Raw genomic sequence first — 20,671 nt, 5'->3', positions numbered from 1 at the left:
ACCAGCCGCTGAGACAGGGGGTTCCGGGTGCGAGTCGGCCTGCTGACCCGGGAGTATCCGCCGGACGTCTACGGTGGCGCGGGTGTCCATGTCGAGTTCCTCGCCCACGAGTTGAGATCCCTCGTCGATCTGGACGTGCACTGCTGGGGCGAGGGAGCGGGCGGCGGCGTCGTACGCCACCGGCCCTGGTCCGCGCTCGACGGCGCCAACGACGCGCTGCGCACCTTCTCCGTGGACCTCTCCATCGCCGCCGGTCTCGCAGGCCGCGAACTGCTCCACTCGCACACCTGGTACGCGGCCCTCGCCGGCCACTTCGGCAAGCTGCTGCACGGCATCCCGCATGTGATGACCGCCCACTCGCTGGAGCCGCTGCGCCCCTGGAAGGCCGAGCAGCTGGGCGGAGGCTACGCCCTGTCCAGTTGGGCCGAGCGCATCGCGATCGAGTCCGCCGACGCGGTGATCGCCGTGTCCGGCGCCATGCGCGAGGACATCCTCGGCTGCTACCCGGCCCTGGACCCGGCCAGGGTCCACGTGGTGCACAACGGTATCGACACCTCCCTCTACCGGCCGGACCACGGCACGGACGTCCTCGGCCGCGTCGGTCTCGACACCGGCCGCCCGTACGTCCTGTTCGTCGGCCGCATCACCCGCCAGAAGGGCGTTCCGCACCTGCTGCGCGCGGTACGGGACATCGACCCGGCCGTGCAGGTCGTGCTCTGCGCCGGCGCGCCCGACACCCCGGAGATCGACCAGGAGTTCCGCGATCTCTTCGCGGAGCTGAGCCGCGTACGCGAGGGCCTGTTCTGGATCCCGCAGATGCTGCCGCGCCGGGACGTCGTCCAGCTCCTCACACACGCCGCCGTGTTCGTCTGCCCGTCGGTGTACGAGCCCCTGGGCATCGTCAACCTGGAGGCCATGGCGTGCGGTACGGCCGTGGTGGCGTCGCGGGTCGGCGGCATCCCGGAGGTGGTGGAGGACGGCGCCACGGGCCTCCTCGTGTCGACCGGGGACGACTTCGAGGCGCGGCTCGGCCGCGCCCTCGACACGGTCCTCGCCGACCCCGGTACCGCCGCCCGGATGGGCGAGGCCGGACGGGAGCGGGCGCTACGGGAGTTCGGCTGGGACGCGGTGGCCGGGCGCACGGTCCACCTGTACGAGGAAGTCCTCAAACAGGGGTAGTCACAGGGCAGGCTTCGGCACAACCGGGTGGAGAGGGGCGGCGGCATGCGGCGCGGTGGACCTTCGGTGCTGGGAATCGTACTGGCGGGCGGCGAGGGGAAGAGGCTGATGCCTCTGACCGCCGACCGTGCGAAACCAGCGGTGACCTTCGGCGGTACGTACCGCCTCGTGGACTTCGTCCTCTCCAATCTCGTGAACGCGGACATCCTGCGGATCTGCGTCCTGACCCAGTACAAATCGCACTCGCTGGACCGGCACATCACCACGACGTGGCGGATGTCGAGCCTCCTCGGCAACTACGTCACCCCGGTCCCGGCCCAGCAGCGGCTCGGCCCGCGCTGGTACCTGGGCAGCGCGGACGCCCTCCTGCAGTCCCTGAACCTGGTGCACGACGAACAGCCCGAGTACATCGCGGTCTTCGGCGCCGACCACGTCTACCGCATGGACCCGCGCCAGATGCTGGCCCAGCACATCGAGGGCGGCGCGGGTGTGACGGTGGCCGGCATACGGGTGCCGCGCACGGAATCCTCCTCCTTCGGTGTGATCACGCCCGGCTCCGACGGCCGGACCGTCGAACGCTTCCTGGAGAAGCCGTCCGACCCGCCCGGCCTGGCCGACGACCCCGAGTGCGTGTTCGCCTCGATGGGCAACTACCTCTTCACCACCAAGGCCCTGGTGGAGGCACTCCAGCGGGACGCCGAGGACGAGAGCTCCGTGCACGACATGGGCGGCTCGATCCTGCCCCAGCTCACCGACCGGGGCGAGGCGCAGCTGTACGACTTCAGCGCCAACCACGTGCCCGGCGAGACCAACCGCGACCGGGGCTACTGGCGGGACGTCGGCACGCTCGACGCGTACTACGACGCCCATATGGACCTCATCGCCGAGCGCCCCGCGTTCAACCTCTTCAACCGCGACTGGCCCATCTACACCAGTTCCGGCCAGCTCTCCCCGGCCCGCTTCAACGCGGGCGGCATCGCCGGCGAGTCGATCATCAGTGCGGGCTCTCTGATACGCGGCCAGGTGACACGGTCCGTCCTGTCCCCCGGGGTCGTCGTCGATCCGGGTGCCGTCGTGCAGGGCTCGGTCCTGCACGACAACGTCCACATCGGGCGGGGCGCGGTCGTGCGCGGCGCCGTGCTCGACAAGAACGTCCAGGTGCCCCCGGGGGCCACCATCGGAGTCAACCCGGAGCGGGACGCCGAGCTGTACACGGTCTCCACGGGCGGAGTGATCGCCCTGGGGAAGGGCCAGCGGGTGCCGTAGGCCCCTGGGGGCGGGGGAGCGGGGCTGGGTGCGCTCTGTCGCGCCGCGTTGGGCCGGGCGGGTTGTGATAGCTCCTGAGTAGCCACAGATGTCCCACGGGTCCCGCCTTTCGGCATGTGGCGGCACTTAATCTGGTGTTAACTGAGCGTAGCGTGATCGTACTTGACCGTGATTGTGCAGGGGCGATTGACTGCTGACTCACCCGTCATCGACGCGAGGCAAGCCATTGACATCTGACCCGCTCGCCCCACTCGACCTGGCGTTCTGGAACATCGAGTCCGCCGCACACCCCATGCACCTGGCCGCCCTGGGCGTCTTCGCGGCGAACTCTCCCACCGCCGGAGCGCACGCCGCCGAACTGCTCGCAGCCCGCGCCGCCGGGGTGCCCGGACTGCGGATGCGCATCCGGGACGTATGGCTGCCGGACGTACGGGTGCCGCTGGCGTTCGGCGGCGCGACCCGTGAGCCCGTCGCCGACTTCGAACCCTTCGACCACGTGCGGCTGCACGCACCGGCCGCCGACTTCCACGCGGTGGCAGGTCGGCTGATGGAGTGCCCGCTGGAGCGCGGCCGGCCGCCCTGGGAAGCCCATGTGCTGCCGGGGGTGGACGGCACCTCCTTCGCCGTGCTGTTCAAGTTCCACCACGCCCTGGCCGACGGGCTGCGGGCGCTGACGCTCGCCGCCGCAGTCATGGACCCCACCGACATGCCCACGCCCCGGCCGCGCCCCGCGGAGCCGCCGCGCGGTCTCGTCGACGAGGTGCGCAGGCTGCCCGGACTCGTCCGGGGCGCCTTCTCCGACCTCGGCCGCGCCCTCGACATCGGCGCGTCCGTCGCCCGCACCACGCTGGACGCGGCCCTCGGTGCCCGCTCCGCCGCCGCGCTGACCTGCGAGCCCAGCGGTACCCGGCGTACCACCGGGGTGCTCGTCGACCTCGACGACGTGCACCGCATCCGCAAGACCGTCGGCGGCACCGTCAACGACGTCCTCATCGCCGTCGTCGCGGGCGCGCTGCGCCGCTGGCTGGACGAGCGCGGGGACGGCAGCGAAGGGATCGTGCCCCGGGCCCTGATCCCCGTCTCCAGGCGCCGGCCGCGTACGGCGCACCCCCAGGGCAACCGGCTCTCGGGGTATCTGATGAAGCTGCCCGTCGACGACCCGGATCCGCTGGGGCGGCTGCGTACGGTCCGTACGGCGATGGACCGCAACAAGGACGCCGGTCCCCACCGGGGCGCCGGTGCGGTCGCGCTCCTCGCCGACCATGTGCCGCCCCTCGGGCACCGGCTGGGCGGGCCCCTGGTGAGCCAGGCCGCCCGTCTCTGGTTCGACATCCTCGTCACCAGCGTGCCCCTCCCCAGCCTCGGCCTCCGGCTCGGCGGCTGCGCCCTGACCGAGATCTATCCCCTCGCGCCGCTGGCCCACGGGCAGTCCCTCGCCGTCGCCGTCTCCACGTACCGGGGAGCGTCCACTACGGCCTCGTCGCCGACGCGGCGGCCGTCCCCGACCTGGAGCTCCTGGGCAAGGCCGTGACCTGTGAGGTGGAGGAACTGCTGGCGGCGTGCGCTCCGTGACGCCTCCGCGCGCGCCGGGGTCCGGGGCCTACCCCGTGGCGGGGCCGAACGGGTGCGGCCCCTGGTGACGGGACGGGTGGGGCGGCGAGGGCGGACATCGTTTTGGCACCCTGGGCCGAGGCTCCGTACAATTCCGCGTTCGACGGCGGGCGCGGAACGAGCGCCGGGGTGATCAGGGAAACGGCAGCGCGATGACGGTGACAGAAGACGGGCAGGCGACCCTCGCCGAGGACGAGGCGGTGTCGTACGGCCCGGGGATCGACCCGGACCGGCTCGCCGTGTGTCTCAGCGTGCTGGACGAGCTGGAGAAGCTGGAGGTCGACCACCCCGACGCCGTCGCGGTGCGCCGGGCGACGGCCGGTGTCTACCGGACGGTGAAGCAGCGCCGGCGCCAGGAGCGCCGAGCCGCCAAGACCGCGCACGACAAGGCCGTCACGGAGGCCACGGCCACCGGCTCCGCCCAGCGGATCGACGACGAGACCGAGGGCATCCTGCCGTCGTCCGTGACCGAGGCCGGAGAGGTCGCGGGGATACTCCAGCGCCCGCGCTCCTGCTACACCTGCAAGACGCGGTACGTGGAAGTCGACTACTTCTACCACCAGCTCTGTCCCGACTGCGCCCGCGTCAACCGCGCCAAGCGCGACGCCCGCGCCGACCTCACCGGCAAGCGCGCCCTGCTCACCGGTGGCCGCGCCAAGATCGGCATGTACATCGCCCTGCGGCTGCTGCGCGACGGCACGCACACGACGATCACCACACGCTTCCCGAAGGACGCCATCCGCCGCTTCAAAGCCATGGACGACTCGGCGGACTGGATCCACCGCCTGGAGGTCGTCGGCATCGACCTGCGCGACCCGGCGCAGGTCGTGGCGCTTGCCGACCAGGTCGCCGAGGCGGGCCCCCTTGACATCCTCATCAACAACGCGACGCAGACCGTACGCCGCCTGCCCTCCGCCTACGCCGCCCTCGTGGACGGCGAGAGTGCCCCGCTGCCCGCCGGTGAGCTTCCCGCGCACCACGTCATCGGCGCCTTCAACTCCGGCGCCGTCGACGGGCTGACCGCGCTGCCTGTGGGCATCAGCGGTCTCGACGCGCAGCAGGTCGCCGACCTCGCCCTGGTCGCGGGCAACGCCAGCGTCGCCCGGCACCTCGACGGCACCGCCATCGACGCGGGCGGCCTCGTCCCCGACGTGGTGGACAGCAACACCTGGGTGCAGACGATCGAGCAGATCTCCCCGGTGGAGCTCCTCGAGACGCAGCTGTGCAACTACACGGCGCCGTTCATCCTGATCAGCAAGGTGCGCTCGGTCATGGCCGATGCCGCCCGGAAGGCGGCGAGCAAACGCGCGTACATCGTGAACGTCTCGGCCATGGAAGGCGTTTTCGGCCGAGGTTACAAGGGCGCGGGCCACCCGAACACGAACGCCGCCAAGGCCGCGATGAACATGGTGACGCGGACCAGCGCCCAGGAGATGTTCCAGACCGACGGCATCCTCATGACCTCGGTCGACACCGGCTGGATCACCGACGAGCGCCCCCACTTCGACAAGCTGCGCCTCGCCGACGAGGGCTTCCACGCCCCGCTCGACCTCGTCGACGGCGCGGCCCGCGTCTACGACCCCGTCGTGCGCGGCGAGCAGGGCGAGGACCTGTACGGCGTCTTCCTGAAGGACTACGCGCCCGGCAAGTGGTGAGCCGACGCCCCCACCGGGCCGACGCGGCCGGGTACGGCCCGCCCGGTCCGCCACCCGTTCCAGCACCGTGCGCCGGTTCTCCGGGACCCCGGCGTCCACGTCGGCGGACCGGCCGCGACAAACGCCGTCGTGGTACATGAGCAGACCATGGTCGGCTTGCGATGCGGCCAACGGGACCTGAACTACGTGCCGAGGGCAGCGATCCGATTGGTCGTCCGGGCGGTGCGGTATTCGGGTACGGAGCCGACCGGGTGACGGGAAAAACGGGCAGGCAAGGGTAAATCTCCTGTCGTGGGCGTGCTCGATGCGGAACGACTCGCGACAGCTACCTCGTGTTGCCGGCCCCATCGAGCGGCGGCCCGCTCATTTGGTTACTCTGTACCGGACGGACAGCCTTATATGGGTCCCACCCACACCCACGTTCCGTCCCGGGACAAGCCGGTCACCACGCCTGCTCTCACCATCCAGGCATCCGGCGCCACCGCGTCCGAACTGACATCGACTCACACCCGAGCGGACGTAAGGCGCACAGCGGCAGGCTGGGCCGACGCCCCGAGGGGGACCCGACACATAAGGAGTGCGCGGTGACACCAGAGAAGACGAATCGCGATCAGCGCCCCAAGGAACACACGGAGCGCGGCGGCCGGTCGAAGAAGGAACTCGGCAGCCTGGAGGTGTGGGCCAGGTCCGCTCCGATCCGACTGGCGGGCTACGAGGACGACCTCGCCGAGCCCCACATCCTGCCCAGCGTGGACTGACCGGCAGAACCCTCGCGATCGCCGTCCGCATGGGCGTGCCAGACTCACGCCCATGCGGATCAGAGAAGCCACCGCCGAGGACTGGCCCGGGATCTGGCCGTTCTGGCACCGTGTCGTCGTCGGCGGCGAGACCTACACCTGGGACCCGGACACCTCCGAGGAGGCCGCCCGCGCCTTGTGGATGGCCCCCGCCAAACGCGTGTACGTAGCCGAGGACGAGACCCCCGACGGCACGGCCGTCGTCGGCTCCGCCTACCTCACCCCCAACTACGGCGGCCCCGCCGCCCGTATCGCCAACGCGGGCTTCATGGTCGACCCCGACCGCACCGGCCGCGGCATCGGCCGTGCCCTTGCCAAACACGTGCTCGCGGAGGCCGAGGCCCAGGGCTTCCGGGGGATGGTGTTCAACGCCGTCGTCGAGACCAACCCCGCCGTACGGCTCTGGACCTCCCTCGGCTTCACCGTCCTGGGCACCGTCCCGGACGCGTTCGAGCACCCCAAGGACGGCCGGGTGGGGCTGCACATCATGTACAAGGCGCTCTAGCGGCCGTTTTGCCGCGGCGGGGGACGCGGCGAGCCGCCTTCGGCGGACCGTCGGTCGATCGGTGCCGTCCGCCGCCACGGGCTCAGTTCCTCCAACCTGCCCGCACCTCCAGGAGTCCGAGTCCGAAGTCGGATGCTCCGCCAGCTCCGCACACGGCGTGACCCGCTTCTCCCGCACGTCGGCAGCGGTCCGACCGCCCCTGCTGTCACGGGCGTTCCCCCGCCGGTGTCGTACGCGACGGAGGGGCGTACTCGTGAGTAAGGATCGAGTACGGGGAGTGCTGTGCCCTGCGGGACGGCCCCGCGTCACGAGGCGGATGTGAAGGAACCCGGCTACGGCCGCCCCGCTACGACTCCCGTGCGGATGGAGTGGCCAACCGTGTCGGCGGCAGGAACTCCCGCACGTACGTCCGCTCCCAGCACGCGCCCGTCTCCCGCAGCTCGCGCCAGGTCGTGTAGCGGTAGCGGAAGAGGCGGGCGCGGACGAAGCGGGGCGGGGTGTCGGCGGGAAAGGGGGAGCGGCGGAGCAGCCGGAGCGTGTCGCGGTCGTTCTCCAGCAGGCGCTCCACCATGGCTCCGAACCAGGAACCGGCGTACGCGGGTGAGAGCGCGGCGAACCACATCAGCCAGTCGAGCCGCAGATGGTACGGGGCGAACTGGCGAGGCCAGCGCCTCGGATCACCCGGCTTGCCCTTGAACTCGTACTCCCGCCACCGCGAGTCCTCGCGCGGCACGTCGTCCGCCGTCCCCTCGACCACCACCTCGTACCGCACCCGGCTGACGCTGCCGAACGCCCCGTAGGTGTTGACCAGGTGCAGCGGGTCGAAGGAGCGGTTCATGACCTGGCGGCGCGAGAGCATGTTGCGGGCCGGGTGGTAGCTGAGCCCGAGGACCAGCGCGGCGACGGTGAGCACGACGACGGTGTACCAGAGGGGCGCGTCAGGTGTGTCCGGCGTGGTCGTCCCGAAGTCGACCGCGGACAGGGCCAGCACGATCGTGATCCAGTTCAGCCAGGCGAAGTTGCCCGACAGCACCAGCCACAGCTGGGTCAGGATCATCAGCGAGGCGGCGACCGTCGCGACCGGCTGCGGGGCGAACAGCAGGAACGGGACCACGAGTTGGGTGACGTGGTTGGCGGCCACCTCCATCCGGTGGAACGTCTTCGGGAGATGGTGGAAGAACCAGCTGAGCGGGCCCGGCATCGGCTGGGTCTCGTGGTGGTGGTAGAGGCAGGTCAGTTTCCGCCAGCACGCGTCGCCGCGCATCTTGATCATTCCGGCGCCGAACTCGACCCGGAACAGCACCCAGCGCAGCAGGAACAGCACCACGACCGGCGGCGCCACCTCGTCGTTGCCGAGGAAGACGGCCAGGAAGCCGATCTCCAGGAGCAGCGACTCCCAGCCGAACGAGTACCAGGTCTGGCCGACGTTCACGATCGACAGATACATCGCCCACGGCACCAGCCACACCACCATGGCGCCCCAGAGGGGCAGCAGCGAGTCCAGTCCCGCGACCAGTGCCACCGACACCGCGCAACCCGTCCAGGCCCACGTCGCGAGGAAACGGTCCGAGTAGTGGAGGTGGAACACGCTCGGTGCGCGCCGGAACGGCACCCGCTCGACGAACCGCGGCACCGGAAGCATGCCGCGCTCGCCGATCAGCGCGCGGAACTGCAGGGCCGCCCCCAGAAAGGCGAGCAGATAGACGGCGGCCAGGCCCCGCTGGAAGACCAGTCGGCTCAGCCCGTAGTCGGACGCGGTGAACCACTCCACAGTACTGACCATAGTGAGCGGGGCGACGAGCGTCCCTCCACTCGAAGATTCGGGCAATTGCTGGCAAAGTAGCCCCATGGCTGATCGGGGAGCGAGCGACTCGGCAGTCCCGGACGACTGGCTCGCCCACCCGGACCCCGTCCTGGCGCTCAACCGCATGGGCACCTTCGACTGGGACCTGGACGCCGGTGCCTTGCACATGGACGCCACGGCCCACGAGATCTTCGACGTGCGCCCGGACGAGTACGACGGCAAGCCGGAGAGCCTTTCCCCGCGGGTGCCCCCGATGGAGGGCCGCAGACTCGACACCCTGGTCTCGCAGGCCCTCAAGAACGGCAGCGAGAACTACGGCGCCTACTTCCGCATCCGGCTGCGCGACGGCACCCTGCGCTGGACCCACGCCCAGGGCTACATCCGCCGCGACGAGACGGGCCGCCCGTACCGCGTCATCGGCATCGTCCGTGACGCCACCCGCGAACTGAGCGAGATCCGCTCCCGCACCGAGCGGGCCGCCCACGACGAGGCCCGCCGACGGCAGACCAACGTCGTCCAGGTCATCACGGCCGCCCTGGCCCACGCCCGGACCGTCCAGGACGTCATCGACGTCCTGGAGGACACCGACGGCCTCACCCACCTCGGCGCGACGAGCCTGGTCATGGGCCTGGTGGAGGCCGGGCGCGTGCGGATGGTCGCCGCCGGACCCGAGGACAGCTATGTGCCCGGCACCCGGATCACCCGCCTCGACGTGAAGTACCCGATGAACGAGGTGGTACGGCATCTCGTCCCGCGCTTCATCGAGTCGCCTGAGGAGTTCGCCGAGGCCTATCCGCTGCTGTGGCCGCACATCACCGACCTGAAGATCACCTCGGCGGCCTATCTGCCGCTGATCGTCCAGGCCCGCCCCATCGGCGCGATGGGGCTGCTCTACAGCGACCGGCGCGGCTTCACCCGGGAGGAGCGCGACGTCCTCGTCGCGCTCGGCAGCAGCATCGCCCAGAGCCTGCAGCGGGCCATGTTCTACGAGCAGGAGAAGGACCTCGCCGAGGGCCTCCAGCAGGCCATGCTGCCCCGCTCCATCCCCAGCGTCCCGGGCGCCGACGTCGCCGTCCGCTACCGCGCCGCCTCCTTCGGGGGCTCGCTCGGCCGGGACATCGGCGGCGACTGGTACGATCTCATCCCCCTGCCCGGCGGACGGGTCGGCGCGGTCATCGGGGACGTCCAGGGCCACGACACGCACGCGGCGGCCGTCATGGGCCAGCTCCGGATCGTCCTGAAGGCCTACGCCACCGAGGGGCACACCCCGGCCACCGTGATGGCCCGCGCCTCCGCCTTCCTCCACGAACTCGACACTGACCGCTTCGCGACCTGCCTGTACGCGGAGGCCGACCTGTCCACCGGAGTGGTCCAGGTGGTCCGGGCCGGGCACATCGACCCCCTGATCCGGCACACCGACGGCACCTGCCACCGGGTCACCGTGGACGGTGGCCTGCCGCTCGGACTGTCCGCCGAGTTCGGCGGCCTGGAGTACCCGGTGACCGCAGTCGAGCTGGACCCCGGGCAGACTCTGCTGATGTGCACCGACGGCCTCATCGAAGAGCCGGGCGCCGACCTCGACGACGGCATGCGCACCCTGAAGGCCCTGATCGCCACCGGACCAGACGACGTCGACGACCTCGCCGACCGGCTCATCGACGTGGCCGAGGAACGCGGCGGCGACGACGACGTGGCCCTTCTCCTGCTGCGCCGCCGCAGTCGTAGCGCCGAGCAGCCAGGCGGGCGCCTCCAGCAGCACGTCGGGCCCGGCGACCCGGAGGCGCTCACCGAGGCGCGGCACATGATCGGCGAGGCGGTGCGCACCTGGGGCGCCCGTGACCGGGCCGACGAGATCGAGCTCGTCGCCGACGAACTGATCACCAACGCACTCATGCACACGGAGGGCGCCGCCATCGTGACGCTCAGGGCTCTCACCGGGCCCGGTCGGCGGCTGCGGGTCGAGGTCGAGGACTCCTCCAGCGCGCTGCCGCGCCGCCGGGAGGCGGGGGAGGCGGGCGTTTCGGGGCGAGGGCTGCTCCTCGTCGACCGGCTGACGGACGTGTGGGGAGTGGAGGCCCGGGGCGGCGGCAAGTGTGTGTGGTGTGAGTTCGCGCTGTCGTGAGGCGCGGCCGCACCGGCCCCCTCGCCTCGTGGCACTCTGGATGTATGCCGGAATTGCCCGAAGTGGAGGCGCTGCGGGACTTCCTGGTCGGCAATCTCGTCGGCCACGAAGTCGTGCGTGTGCTGCCCGTGGCGATCAGTGTGCTGAAGACGTACGACCCGCCGGTCAGCGCGTTCGAGGGGCGGGAGGTCACGGGCGTACGACGGTACGGGAAGTTCCTGGACATCGAGGCGGACGGCAGCGGCCTGCACCTCGTGACGCATCTGGCCCGTGCCGGCTGGCTGCACTGGAAGGACCGGCTGCCGGACGGTCCGCCCCGGCCGGGCGGCAAGAGCCCGCTGGCGCTGCGGGTGGCCCTGGAGACCGGCGAGGGCTTCGACCTCACCGAGGCCGGGACGCAGAAGCGGCTGGCCGTGTACGTCGTACGGGACTTGGCGCGGGTGCCGGGCGTCGCCCGGCTCGGCCCGGATCCCCTCGCCGACGACTTCGACGTGACCCGCTTCGCCGGGCTGCTCGCGGGCGAGCGGCGGCAGATCAAGGGCGCGCTGCGCGACCAGAGCCTGATCGCGGGGATCGGGAACGCGTACAGCGACGAGATCCTGCACGCCGCGAGGATGTCGCCCTTCAAACTGGCGTCGTCGCTGAAGCCGGAGGAGATCAGGCATCTTCACGAGGCGCTGCGCACCACGCTGACCGAGGCCGTCGAACGCTCCCGGGGGCTGGCCGCCGGGCTCCTGAAGGCGGAGAAGAAGAGCGGGCTGCGTGTCCACGGCCGGACCGGAGAGCCCTGCCCGGTGTGCGGTGACACCGTCCGCGAGGTCTCCTTCGGTGACTCCTCGCTGCAGTACTGCCCGACCTGCCAGACGGGCGGCAAGCCCCTCGCCGACCGGCGTCTGTCACGGCTGCTCAAGTAGAGCGCCCGGCACGGATCGGGACCTTCGGAACGGGGCCCGGTCATGATCCGCAACCATTGGAGGTACGGACCGATCCGGCGGACCGATTCAGCGCCAGGCCGGGGCCTTCAGAGTCACCAGGAGTTCGCCTTCCTGGCTGCGTACCTCGAAGTGGCTGATGTCCTCGCGCTGCATGGCGGTGCCCCCCATCATCTCGGAGGCTTTGCCGGCGTCGTCGGGGGACTTCCAGTTGGCGGCCGTCTCCTCGGAGCCGTCCTTGCCGATCACGACGAGCCGGCAGGCGTGCGCGCCGTTCGCCTCCTTGACCTTCAGCTCGATGTCACTGCCCCAGCTGCGGTCCTCGGCCCTGACCTCGGCCCACACCCCCGTCTTGGCGTCGGTGGCGGCGACTGTGTCCGGTGCCTTGCCCGGACCTGCGAGAACGGCCACGGCGGGGCCGCCCACGGCGATGACCACGGCCGCGGCCACCGCGAACAGCCAGCGCCTGTGGCGCGCCCGGTGCCGGGCGCCCACCTCGTCGAGCAGCCGTCCCAGCAGCCGGGGACCGGGTGCCGCGAAGGGGTGCACGGCGCGCGGTGTCGCGTTGCGGTACAGCATCAGCTGCCGGGCCGCTGGACGGAACTCGGTGACCTGTACCGCGCACTGGGGGCAGCCGCGGACATGGTCCTCGAAGTGGAAGGACTCCACTTCGTCCAGCACGCCCAGCGAGTACGCGCCGACGTCGTGATGACGATCCTGGGACCACATGGCAATTCCTCGGGCCGGTGTGCGGTGGGGGTTGCTTCCTGCCCCCACCGGTACGGACCAGACCGGCGAATCACTCAAGCCCCGCGACCAATGCCAACCAAAAGATTCGGAGCCGGCGCGCCCGCGGATTGGTCGGAGAGGGAGAACCCCGGATCGCCCAGGCCGGAACAGGGGGATCACCCGGGGCCGGCCCCAGGACCGCCGGAACTAGAACAGATGGATCGCCAGGTGACCGAGCGGCAGACCGAGCCGCCAGGCCGGAGTCCAAACCTTTGGCCCGTCGTCCTCACCGAGGACCGCGCCCCCGCCCGGCACCGCGTCCAGATCCGGTGCCAGCAGCTCCGTCTCCTCCAGCCAGCACCAGGCCGCAGCGGCCAGCTCCAGGTCCGGTGACGGGCCGCCCGCCTCCAGCGCCTCGGCGGTCAGATGCGTCATGCGCTCGCACACCCAGTCCTGCCACGGCTGGTCGTAGGCCGTCAGTGACAGCCACGTCTCCAGCTGGGTGACGACCCGGATGCCGGAGAGCTCACCGCACGCGTCCGAGAGGAAGACGGTCAGCGCCAGGGCGTCCCGCCCCGCCCGGAACTCGAAGGACGTCGGCGGCATCAGGTCGCCCGTCCGCAGCAGCTCCTCCGCGATGTACTCGGCGTAGAACCATGCCATGGGGACGGACAGTTCGCCGCCGCCGGCGCCGTCCGTGCTCTCTTGACCTCTGTGCAGCATCCCTTCCTGCCTTCCTCCGGTGCGTGCGCGTCGCCCGACCCCGGTCCCCCGGTTTCGAACACGGATGAAGACAGCTGAGTCCTCAACCACGGTCCTCAGCAAGGCGCTTTACGGAGGCTTGACTCGGCCATGGGTTTCACCGCAGGTCGGCCGCATAACCCGGAAGCACCCGGCGCAGGGCGCGCAGCGCGTAGTACGCGCGGGACTTCACCGTACCGGGCGGGATTCCGAGGGCTTCGGCGGCTTCCGCCACACTCGCCCCCTGGAAGTACACCTGCACCAGTACTTCGCGATGTTCGGGAGTGAGTGTCTTCACAGCCTCGCGCACATCGAGGGAGGCGACCGACCGTTCGGCGTGATCGGCCATCACGCGGGAGTTCTCCAGCACCGCGTCCCCCACCTCGGCGGGACGCGCCTGCCGGGCCCGCCGCGCGTCTATGGCGAGCCGCCGCCCGACGGTGAGCAGCCAGGGGCGTACGGAGTCGAAGTCGTCGGCGCGCAGCGCCTCGGGGTGTTGCCAGGCGCGCACGAGGGTCTCCTGCACCAGGTCCTCGGCGCGATGGCGGTCCCCGTCGGAGAGCCGCAGCAGCAGGGCGAAGAGGGGGCGGCCGTGTTCGCGCTGGAGCTCGGCCAGCTCGTGTTCGGCGGTCGTCCCGTTGGTGATCGTGGTTCCGGCCGTCATGGCCGTATGGGAACGCGGGGAGCCGCGCGTGGACAGGGGCCGGTCACGGGTGTGCGGCGGACGGTCGAACCTGTCGGCGAACGGTGCGACGAACGGTATGCCGACGCTTCGGGGCCCGGCTCCCGCCGGACCCCCGCACCGGCCTCGAGTGTCGTCCGCCGCACGTCCCGCAGGCCTACGAGAAGGCCGGCGGGAACTGGGTCGTCCATGGGACGGGCGACCAGGTCGCGGGAACCATGTACGACCACGCGGGCGCCCTGGACCCGCGCGGCAACCAGGGCACCCTGGCCAGTCCCCGAGCGCCGCACCGGCCGCCGGCGTCGGCTGCGCGTACACGAGGGCGAGCAGCGCGTGCCGACGGCCGGTGAGGCCGACCGCTCGGGCCACAGCGCGCGGTGAGGTGTCGGAGCCGTCCAGTGCGACGAGGACGACCTCGGTCCGTCGGTGCCCCGCTCGAACCGGGGTGCTCGCTGATCGGTCGCGGTCGCGAGGCTGTCCGAGCCTCCTGGCCCCGGTGTGCGCCGGGCATCCGCAGGGGGCGCGGAAACTACTCCCATCGGGTGTTTCCGTTCCGCCGCACTGGTGTCGCAGTGGTGCGCCGTCCGTATCTTGGTCGACTGATGAGTCATGACGACGGACCAGATGTTCACGAGACGCCGCCTGCTGATCGGCGGCGCCGCCATGTTGGGCGCGGCCGGCACCACGGGCACCGCCGCTCTGCTCATCGGTGACGGGGGCCCCGGCACGGCACCGGCCCGCGCCACCACCCCGGCCGCGGGCCCAGGGACCCTTCGGGCGCTCAAGCCCTCCGCATACCGTCTGCAACCCATCGCCGGGCACGGCCCGCCCGCCCGGCGCCGCACCCTCGTCCGAGCCGCCGTCCGGCGCAAGCCGTTCCTGCGGGTGGACGGGCGCGGCCGGAGCATGGTGCTGACCTTCGACGACGGCCCCGATCCCCGCTACACCCCGGACATCCTGCGCATCCTCCGCGACCACGACGTCCGGGCCATGTTCTTCGTCTGCGGCGAGATGGCGGTCCAGCACCAGGACCTGCTGCGGGAGATGGCCGACGACGGTCATGTGGTCGGCAACCACACCTGGTCCCATCCGCTGCTCACCACTCTCTCGCGGTCCAGAATCCACTCGGAGATGGCCCGCACCTGCGAGATCATCGACAAGGCCTACGGCGAACCGCCGCTGTGGTTCCGCGCCCCGTACGGCGCCTGGAACCGCACCGCGTTCCAGCTCGGCGCGGAACTCGGCATGGAACCGCTGGCCTGGACCGTGGACACGCTGGACTGGCGCACCCCCGGCGCGCGCACCATCGCCGAGCGCGTGGAGAACGGCGCGGGCCCCGGTGTGATCGTGCTCTCCCACGACGCGGGCGGCGACCGCTCGCAGAGCGTACGGGCCCTGCGCGACTATCTGCCCGATCTGCTGGAGTCCGGATACCGCATCACCGTGCCGCAGCGGAAATATACCTAACGGGATCCCGCGGGATTCCCGTGGGCTTTCGCCCGCCCGGCCGGGGAACGTTCAGCGAACCTCGACCAGGCGGGCGAACACGACGACGTTCCCGTCGTAGCCGTTCTGTTTGGAGAAACCGCCCCCGCAGGTGATGACCCGCAATTCGGGAATCCCGCTGTTCCCGTAGACCCGGTCGCCCGGGAAGTTGTTCTTCTCGAAGACCTCGATGCCGTAGATCTCGAACACGGCGGTCTTCTGGTCCGCGCGCTGGATCTCGACCCGGCTGCCCTTCTTGAGCGCGCCGAGTCCGTAGAAGACCGCGGGCCCCTGGTCGTTGTCGACATGGCCGACGACGACGGCGGTGCCCTTCTCACCGGGGGAGACCGCGCCGGTGAACCAGCCCGCGAGGTTCGCATCCTGGGCCGGCGGCGCGTCCACCCAGCCCTCCGAGTCCAGCCCGACGGGCATGGCGGGTGCGTCGACCTGGATCGACGGGATCCGCACGCGGTCGACCATGGCGTACGGCAGCGGGTCGGGCACGTTGGTGAAGGTGCCGTGGGGGGTGCTGCGACTGTCGGCGGCAGCCGCCGACGCGGGTTGCGGCGGCCCCACGTCGAACTCCCCCGAGCCATTCCGGATGAGAGCGAGGCCGGTCAGCAGAACCAGCGCTATCACGCCCCAGGGAGCGCGCTTCTTCCGCCGCTCCTCCTCTTCGGCCTCGGCCGGTTCGGACGAAGACATTCGCCATCCCCTCTCGACACGGCCGTCGCCGCGTCCGTCGCGCATACGGAAACGCTAAGCGTGCCGCACGGCGACGGCGACGGGGCAGGTGCGAACGGGTGGCGGCGCGGGGGAGTTCTGCGCCATCCGAGTCGCCGCCCACAGGAAATTTCTGACGGTCCATGACCTGCGGCGATATCCGATCACGCGGAGATATCCCGGCATGTTCGCTCACCAGGACGGACCATCGCCGAAATGCGGCCCTGTGCGGGGCGTCTGAGGGTCTTTCTGGGAGGCGCTTTCTCGCCGATCGACCGGGGACGGGTCCCGGGGCGTCTTCCGCGGAGGATCACATGCGTACTACTCGTGCCCTGGCGGCCTCGGCCGCCGCGGTCGCCCTGGTCGGCCTCGCCGCGCCGACGGCCGCCGCCTGGGACCAACCGAACTCGGTCACGGCCGCCCCCAGTGTCATCGCCCGGGGCGGGCAGCTCGTGCTCACCGTCAGCGGCGGTGACGCGTGCACGATGCGCGGCAGCAGGATCAGCTCGAACGCCTTCCCCACCACCAACCTCAAGTCCATGGGCGGCAACACCGCCACGGCCACGGTGCGGGTCAACTCCGACGCCAGCCCCGGCTCGTACAGCGTCACCACCCATTGCGAGGGCAAGCGCAAGACGTTCAACGGTGTCTTCACCGTCGTCGGCGGCGTCCGCGGCGGCCTCGGCGGCAGCAGCTCCAGCGGGGCCACACCCACCGACATCGCGATCGGCGGCGCACTGGTGAGTGCGGCGGCCGTCGGCGGTGGCGTCTTCTGGATGCGCCGCCGCTCCGAGAACAGGACCTGAGGCCGCCCCTTCGGAGCACGGATCGTACGCAGCACAGCCCTTCGCCCCGGTACCCGAGAGGGTCCGGGGCGAAGGGCTGTGGGCGGTGCGGTGGGATCAGCGGTCAGGTGTGGGTGCCGTCCTCGGCGCGGCGCCGCGACCAGTGCCATGCCGCGCCCAGCGAACCCGCGACGAGCGCGGTACCGAGGCCGATCTCCCGCAGGTCGAAGCCCGCGACGGTGCCGCCTGCCCCGGTGTGGGAGCCCCGCGTGGGGTGAGCGGTGGGACGGCCGGTGGCGATGGTGAGGTCCGTCCGGCCGCTCTCGTTGCCGCACTGGAACGTCACCTCGTACACCGCTCCGGGCTTGGCGTCCCAGTCGACGGTGGCCGTGGCCGAGGACCGGCCCTTGGGGATGGTGACGGTGTCGAAGACGCCCGAGGAGACGGTCGTCCTGTTGTGGCAGCCGTCGACGCGCAGCGTCACCTGTCCGCCGGCGGCGATCGTGGAGGGTAGGACGCTGAAGCCGAACGACGTGATGTCGCCGGCCCGTGCCGCGTGCGCGGCGGGAGCGGTGAAGGAGAGGGCGGTCATGCCCAGCAGAGCGGCCGAAGCGACGCGTATCGCGCGCATGATTGAGCCTCCGGGTCCCCGAGGAGCTTGCTGCGGACTTGTTCCGCCTGCGCCTGAAACACCCCTCGATGACCGAAACGCTAGGAAGGTGCGCCCGGTGGCGCGATCGCAGTCGCGCGAATGGGGCAAGCGTGTGCTCCGCACAGGGGCGGACATGCGCCCGTCCGGGGGACGGGCCCGGTGTGGCACCCGCCCCCGGCCCCGACCCGGCTTGCGGGTCCGTCACCCGCCCGCGTTCGGGAACAGGGCCAGGAACGGCTCCGCCGTGGCCGACAGGCCCCGGCTGTAGGGGGCGTCGAAGTCCCAGACGAGGAAGAGCAGGAAGGCGATGAGGGCGGAGAACAGCCCGGCGAGGATCAGCTCACGCGCCGTACGCCGGATCTGCAGGGCGAACACCATGCCGACCGTCACCACGGCACCGGTGATCAGGCCGAACCACACCACTCCGGGCATGGTCTCGCCGGTGGAGTCGGCGCGGTTGCCGCGCGCGGCGTCGGCCGTGGCCACCTGGTCGAGCAGCGGCTGGTAGGCCTGCGCCTCGAAGTCGCTGCGCGGCTCGTAGTCGGTGACGTCCCGGCGGACGGTGTCCAGCAGCTCGGAGCCGCGCTCGGTGACCTCGCCCTGCTCGGCCATGACCTTCCACTCGGTGGACACGACGTGCTCGACATACGCGTCGATGTCGGCGCGGATACGGTCACGCACGTCGTCGGGGTACACCCGCACCCGTTCACTGATCTCGTGCAGGGCCTGCGCCTCCGTCTGCACCTGGTCCTGGGCGGCGCTGCGGGCCTCCCAGACACCGGCGATGGCCAGGCCCAGGACGATGGCGTACACCACGCCGATCATCATGGTGATGTACTCGATGACGTCCGGGGTCTCGGACGGGTCCTCGTCCGCGGGTGCGGCGTGATGCCGTACTACGGCCACGATGAGGACGACGACACAGGCCGCCCCCATCGCGAGGGTGAGAACAAGCCATTCCGACAAGAGGTTCCTCCAGAAGGGGTCAGCGCGGACGCAGGGCGGCGGCGGCGAGCACCGCGGGCACGGTGACAAGCAGGGCGAGCGAGACGAGGGACGGACCGGAGCGCTTGGCCTGCGAGCGGGCCGGCGCCCGGTACGGCGGATAGCTCACCGGGGTCGGCGAGACCTCGGGAGGCGCGCTCGGCGTGCGCTTCGGCCTCGGTTCGGGCGGGGGAGTCGGGCTGGGCGCGGGCCGGAACGCCTCCGCGACGGGCGGTGGCGGTGGCGGAGGTGGAGGCGGCGGTGGTGGCGCGGGCCTCTCGGGAGGGGTGGGCGTCGGCACGGGCGGGGGAGTGGGCTCGGGAACCGGGGCGGGTGCGGACGACGGCGGCTTCGGCCGCGGTGGAGGAGTCGGGGTGGGTGTCGGCTCCGGTGGGCAGGGCGTCGGCGGGGGCGTGGGGGACGGCGACGGTGTGGTCGCCGGAACCGGCTCGCAGGAGGCGGTGCCCCCGACCGCCACGGTGACCGCGACGCCGCTGTCCGGGCCCAGAGAGGCGTACGCGCAGGCGTCGGCGACCGCCGTGCCGCTCGGCGCACCGGTGAGGAGCCAGGTCAGTGCGAGCAGGGCCGACAGTCGCAGGGCGAGAGCGGATCGGGTCCGCTGGGGTCCTTGCACGTCGGAGATCATCCGTGCTCGCGCGCCCGCGTACGCCAGAGCATGGACGGATTGCCCCAAAGGAGCGAAAAACGGCCCCCGAAGGTTTGAGCGCCGGTGCGGGATGCTGACCCTTTTCCGATACCTCCGGGGGGCCGCGCCGCGAACCGCGTCAACGGCTTCGGAAAGAAATTCGTGCCGCGTTTGAACACTTCAGCCACTCCCACGCGTACCTAGGGACAGCAAGCGGCGCAGTCGGCGCCGCAACATCCACCGGATCACGGGGAGTTGGAATGAAGACCTCCTGGCGGAGCGCCTCACTCGTAGCCTCAGCTGCGGCTGTGCTGGCGCTGACGACGGCGTGCGGTCAGGAACAGGGCTCCTCGTCCGCGCAGAACGTGGGGGCCGCTTCCAGCCCGACGCTCGGTGCCGGCACCATCGCCGGCGTCGGCGCGGCCGGCTCCAGTGCGCAGGACCAGGCCCAGTCGACCACGGCCGCCTCCGCGGGCCAGCTGACCGTGTGGAACAGCGACGAGTACGGCAAGGTCCTCACCGACAGTGCCGGCCGTACCCTGTACCGCTTCGACAAGGACACCGCCGAGCCCCCGAAGACGACCTGCGAGGGCGAGTGCGCCACCACCTGGCCGCCGGTGCCCGCCTCGGGCGCCACCGCCGCCGAGGGTGTCGACAAGGCCCTGCTCGGCGAGGTCACCCGCCCCGACGGCACCAAGCAGCTCACGGTCGGCGGCTGGCCGCTGTACTACTACGCCAAGGACACCAAGGCCGGTGACATCAATGGCCAGGGCCTCAAGGGCACCTGGTTCGCCTCGGCCCCCGACGGCAAGAAGGCCTCCACCAAGGGCGGCGACTCCGCTGCGGGCGACGCCGGCGGCGAGGTGGCCGAACAGGCCGGCCTGACCACCCGCAACGACGCCAAGCTCGGCGAGGTCGTCGTCGACAAGAACGGCATGACGGTCTACCGGTTCCTCAAGGACAACCAGTGGCCGATGAAGACCGAGTGCACCGGAGCCTGCCTCGACAAGTGGCCCGTGGTCGCCCCGGTCGACGAGAAGGACACCAAGGGGATCAACCTGCAGGGATCCACCCCCAACCGGGGCTATGTCGTCTTCGACCGCCCCGACGGCATCAAGCAGCAGACCATCGACTGTATCCCGCTCTACACCTTCGCCGGGGACAAGGCCCCCGGTGACACCAACGGCCAGGGTGTGGGCGGCACGTGGTTCGCCATCAACGGTGACGGAGAGGCGATCGGCGCGCCGAAGTAAGGATCACCTTTCCCAGGGTCCGCCCCCTCCGCACCGCGCGGAGGGGGCGGACCGCTTGGTACGCCCGGGCACGGCCGAGCAGGCCTGTCCGGGCGCGGTGCTGTGTGGCCCTGGAAAATG

Annotated in this window: 18 protein-coding genes and 2 pseudogenes; 12 read left to right on the top strand and 8 right to left on the bottom strand. The window is 71.2% G+C overall.

Translation table 11 applies throughout. The features are described 5' to 3' along the window. The first annotated feature begins 27 nt into the window (after nt 1-27). From glgA to WBG99_RS02565, 6 genes and pseudogenes are all read left to right on the top strand, one after another. Nucleotides 28-1,179 carry a glycogen synthase gene (gene glgA / locus WBG99_RS02590; RefSeq protein WP_338894722.1) on the top strand — a complete coding sequence of 384 codons (1,152 nt, stop codon included), beginning with the start codon at nt 28-30 and terminating at the stop codon, nt 1,177-1,179. 45 nt (nt 1,180-1,224) lie between these two features. Further along, a complete protein-coding gene (gene glgC, locus WBG99_RS02585) occupies nt 1,225-2,445 on the top strand; it encodes a glucose-1-phosphate adenylyltransferase (RefSeq protein WP_338894721.1) in 1,221 nt (406 codons plus the stop codon). 226 nt (nt 2,446-2,671) lie between these two features. After that, nucleotides 2,672-4,017: pseudogene (locus WBG99_RS02580) on the top strand (wax ester/triacylglycerol synthase family O-acyltransferase). Between the two features lie 191 nt (nt 4,018-4,208). After that, a complete protein-coding gene (locus tag WBG99_RS02575) occupies nt 4,209-5,711 on the top strand; it encodes an SDR family NAD(P)-dependent oxidoreductase (protein ID WP_338894720.1) in 1,503 nt (500 codons plus the stop codon). A 584-nt stretch (nt 5,712-6,295) separates the two neighbouring features. After that, a complete protein-coding gene (locus tag WBG99_RS02570) occupies nt 6,296-6,469 on the top strand; it encodes a hypothetical protein (RefSeq protein WP_338894719.1) in 174 nt (57 codons plus the stop codon). Between the two features lie 52 nt (nt 6,470-6,521). Then, the gene (locus tag WBG99_RS02565; RefSeq protein ID WP_338894718.1) at nt 6,522-7,013 is read left to right on the top strand and encodes a GNAT family N-acetyltransferase; all 492 of its coding nucleotides are present in this window, start codon (nt 6,522-6,524) and stop codon (nt 7,011-7,013) included. Nucleotides 7,014-7,359: 346 nt separating this feature from the next. Here the strand turns inward: WBG99_RS02565 and WBG99_RS02560 are convergent, their stop codons facing one another. Next, on the bottom strand, nt 7,360-8,784 hold the full coding sequence (locus WBG99_RS02560; protein ID WP_338894717.1) for a lipase maturation factor family protein: 1,425 nt from the start codon (nt 8,782-8,784) through the stop codon (nt 7,360-7,362). 76 nt (nt 8,785-8,860) lie between these two features. Between WBG99_RS02560 and WBG99_RS02555 the strand changes: the two genes are divergently transcribed. Together WBG99_RS02555 and WBG99_RS02550 are read left to right on the top strand one after the other, a co-directional pair. Next, nucleotides 8,861-10,939, top strand: a complete 2,079-nt coding sequence (locus WBG99_RS02555; protein WP_338894716.1) for a SpoIIE family protein phosphatase — start codon at nt 8,861-8,863, stop codon at nt 10,937-10,939. Nucleotides 10,940-10,983: 44 nt separating this feature from the next. Further along, the gene (locus WBG99_RS02550; protein ID WP_338894715.1) at nt 10,984-11,853 is read left to right on the top strand and encodes a DNA-formamidopyrimidine glycosylase family protein; all 870 of its coding nucleotides are present in this window, start codon (nt 10,984-10,986) and stop codon (nt 11,851-11,853) included. An 87-nt stretch (nt 11,854-11,940) separates the two neighbouring features. On the opposite strand, the gene WBG99_RS02545 is transcribed toward WBG99_RS02550, so the two are convergent. From WBG99_RS02545 to WBG99_RS02535, 3 genes are all read right to left on the bottom strand, one after another. After that, nucleotides 11,941-12,600 (bottom strand): hypothetical protein, encoded by a 660-nt coding sequence (locus WBG99_RS02545; RefSeq protein ID WP_338894714.1) that lies wholly within the window; start codon nt 12,598-12,600, stop codon nt 11,941-11,943. 207 nt (nt 12,601-12,807) lie between these two features. After that, the gene (locus tag WBG99_RS02540; RefSeq protein ID WP_338894713.1) at nt 12,808-13,323 is read right to left on the bottom strand and encodes a hypothetical protein; all 516 of its coding nucleotides are present in this window, start codon (nt 13,321-13,323) and stop codon (nt 12,808-12,810) included. A gap of 136 nt (nt 13,324-13,459) precedes the next feature. Continuing rightward, on the bottom strand, nt 13,460-14,005 hold the full coding sequence (locus WBG99_RS02535) for a sigma-70 family RNA polymerase sigma factor (RefSeq protein WP_338894712.1): 546 nt from the start codon (nt 14,003-14,005) through the stop codon (nt 13,460-13,462). Between the two features lie 161 nt (nt 14,006-14,166). On the opposite strand from WBG99_RS02535, the pseudogene WBG99_RS02530 reads away from it, so the two are divergent. Together WBG99_RS02530 and WBG99_RS02525 are read left to right on the top strand one after the other, a co-directional pair. Then, nucleotides 14,167-14,292 (top strand): annotated as a pseudogene (locus WBG99_RS02530) (CapA family protein); the annotation flags it as partial. A gap of 340 nt (nt 14,293-14,632) precedes the next feature. After that, complete coding sequence (locus tag WBG99_RS02525) at nt 14,633-15,490, top strand: polysaccharide deacetylase family protein (RefSeq protein ID WP_338894711.1); 858 nt, start codon at nt 14,633-14,635, stop codon at nt 15,488-15,490. A gap of 51 nt (nt 15,491-15,541) precedes the next feature. Here WBG99_RS02525 and WBG99_RS02520 read toward each other — a convergent pair whose 3' ends face one another. After that, the gene (locus WBG99_RS02520; RefSeq protein ID WP_338894710.1) at nt 15,542-16,213 is read right to left on the bottom strand and encodes a class F sortase; all 672 of its coding nucleotides are present in this window, start codon (nt 16,211-16,213) and stop codon (nt 15,542-15,544) included. Between the two features lie 332 nt (nt 16,214-16,545). Here WBG99_RS02520 and WBG99_RS02515 point away from each other — a divergent pair, with 332 nt between their 5' ends. Beyond that, the gene (locus tag WBG99_RS02515; protein WP_338894709.1) at nt 16,546-17,037 is read left to right on the top strand and encodes a hypothetical protein; all 492 of its coding nucleotides are present in this window, start codon (nt 16,546-16,548) and stop codon (nt 17,035-17,037) included. Between the two features lie 103 nt (nt 17,038-17,140). Here the strand turns inward: WBG99_RS02515 and WBG99_RS02510 are convergent, their stop codons facing one another. From WBG99_RS02510 to WBG99_RS02500, 3 genes are all read right to left on the bottom strand, one after another. Next, complete coding sequence (locus WBG99_RS02510) at nt 17,141-17,647, bottom strand: hypothetical protein (protein ID WP_338894708.1); 507 nt, start codon at nt 17,645-17,647, stop codon at nt 17,141-17,143. A 222-nt stretch (nt 17,648-17,869) separates the two neighbouring features. Then, on the bottom strand, nt 17,870-18,634 hold the full coding sequence (locus WBG99_RS02505) for a hypothetical protein (protein WP_338894707.1): 765 nt from the start codon (nt 18,632-18,634) through the stop codon (nt 17,870-17,872). Between the two features lie 19 nt (nt 18,635-18,653). Next, entirely contained in the window at nt 18,654-19,286 is a 633-nt protein-coding gene (locus tag WBG99_RS02500) for a hypothetical protein (RefSeq protein WP_338894706.1), read from the bottom strand. Between the two features lie 272 nt (nt 19,287-19,558). Between WBG99_RS02500 and WBG99_RS02495 the strand changes: the two genes are divergently transcribed. Beyond that, on the top strand, nt 19,559-20,551 hold the full coding sequence (locus WBG99_RS02495; protein WP_338894705.1) for an SCO0930 family lipoprotein: 993 nt from the start codon (nt 19,559-19,561) through the stop codon (nt 20,549-20,551). Nucleotides 20,552-20,671: the final 120 nt, after the last annotated feature.

Origin of the sequence: Streptomyces sp. TG1A-60 (assembly GCF_037201975.1) — a bacterium.
Lineage (GTDB): Bacteria > Actinomycetota > Actinomycetes > Streptomycetales > Streptomycetaceae > Streptomyces.
Note: the sequence above shows the minus strand (reverse complement) of the source record. Positions and strands in the feature narration are given on the sequence as shown.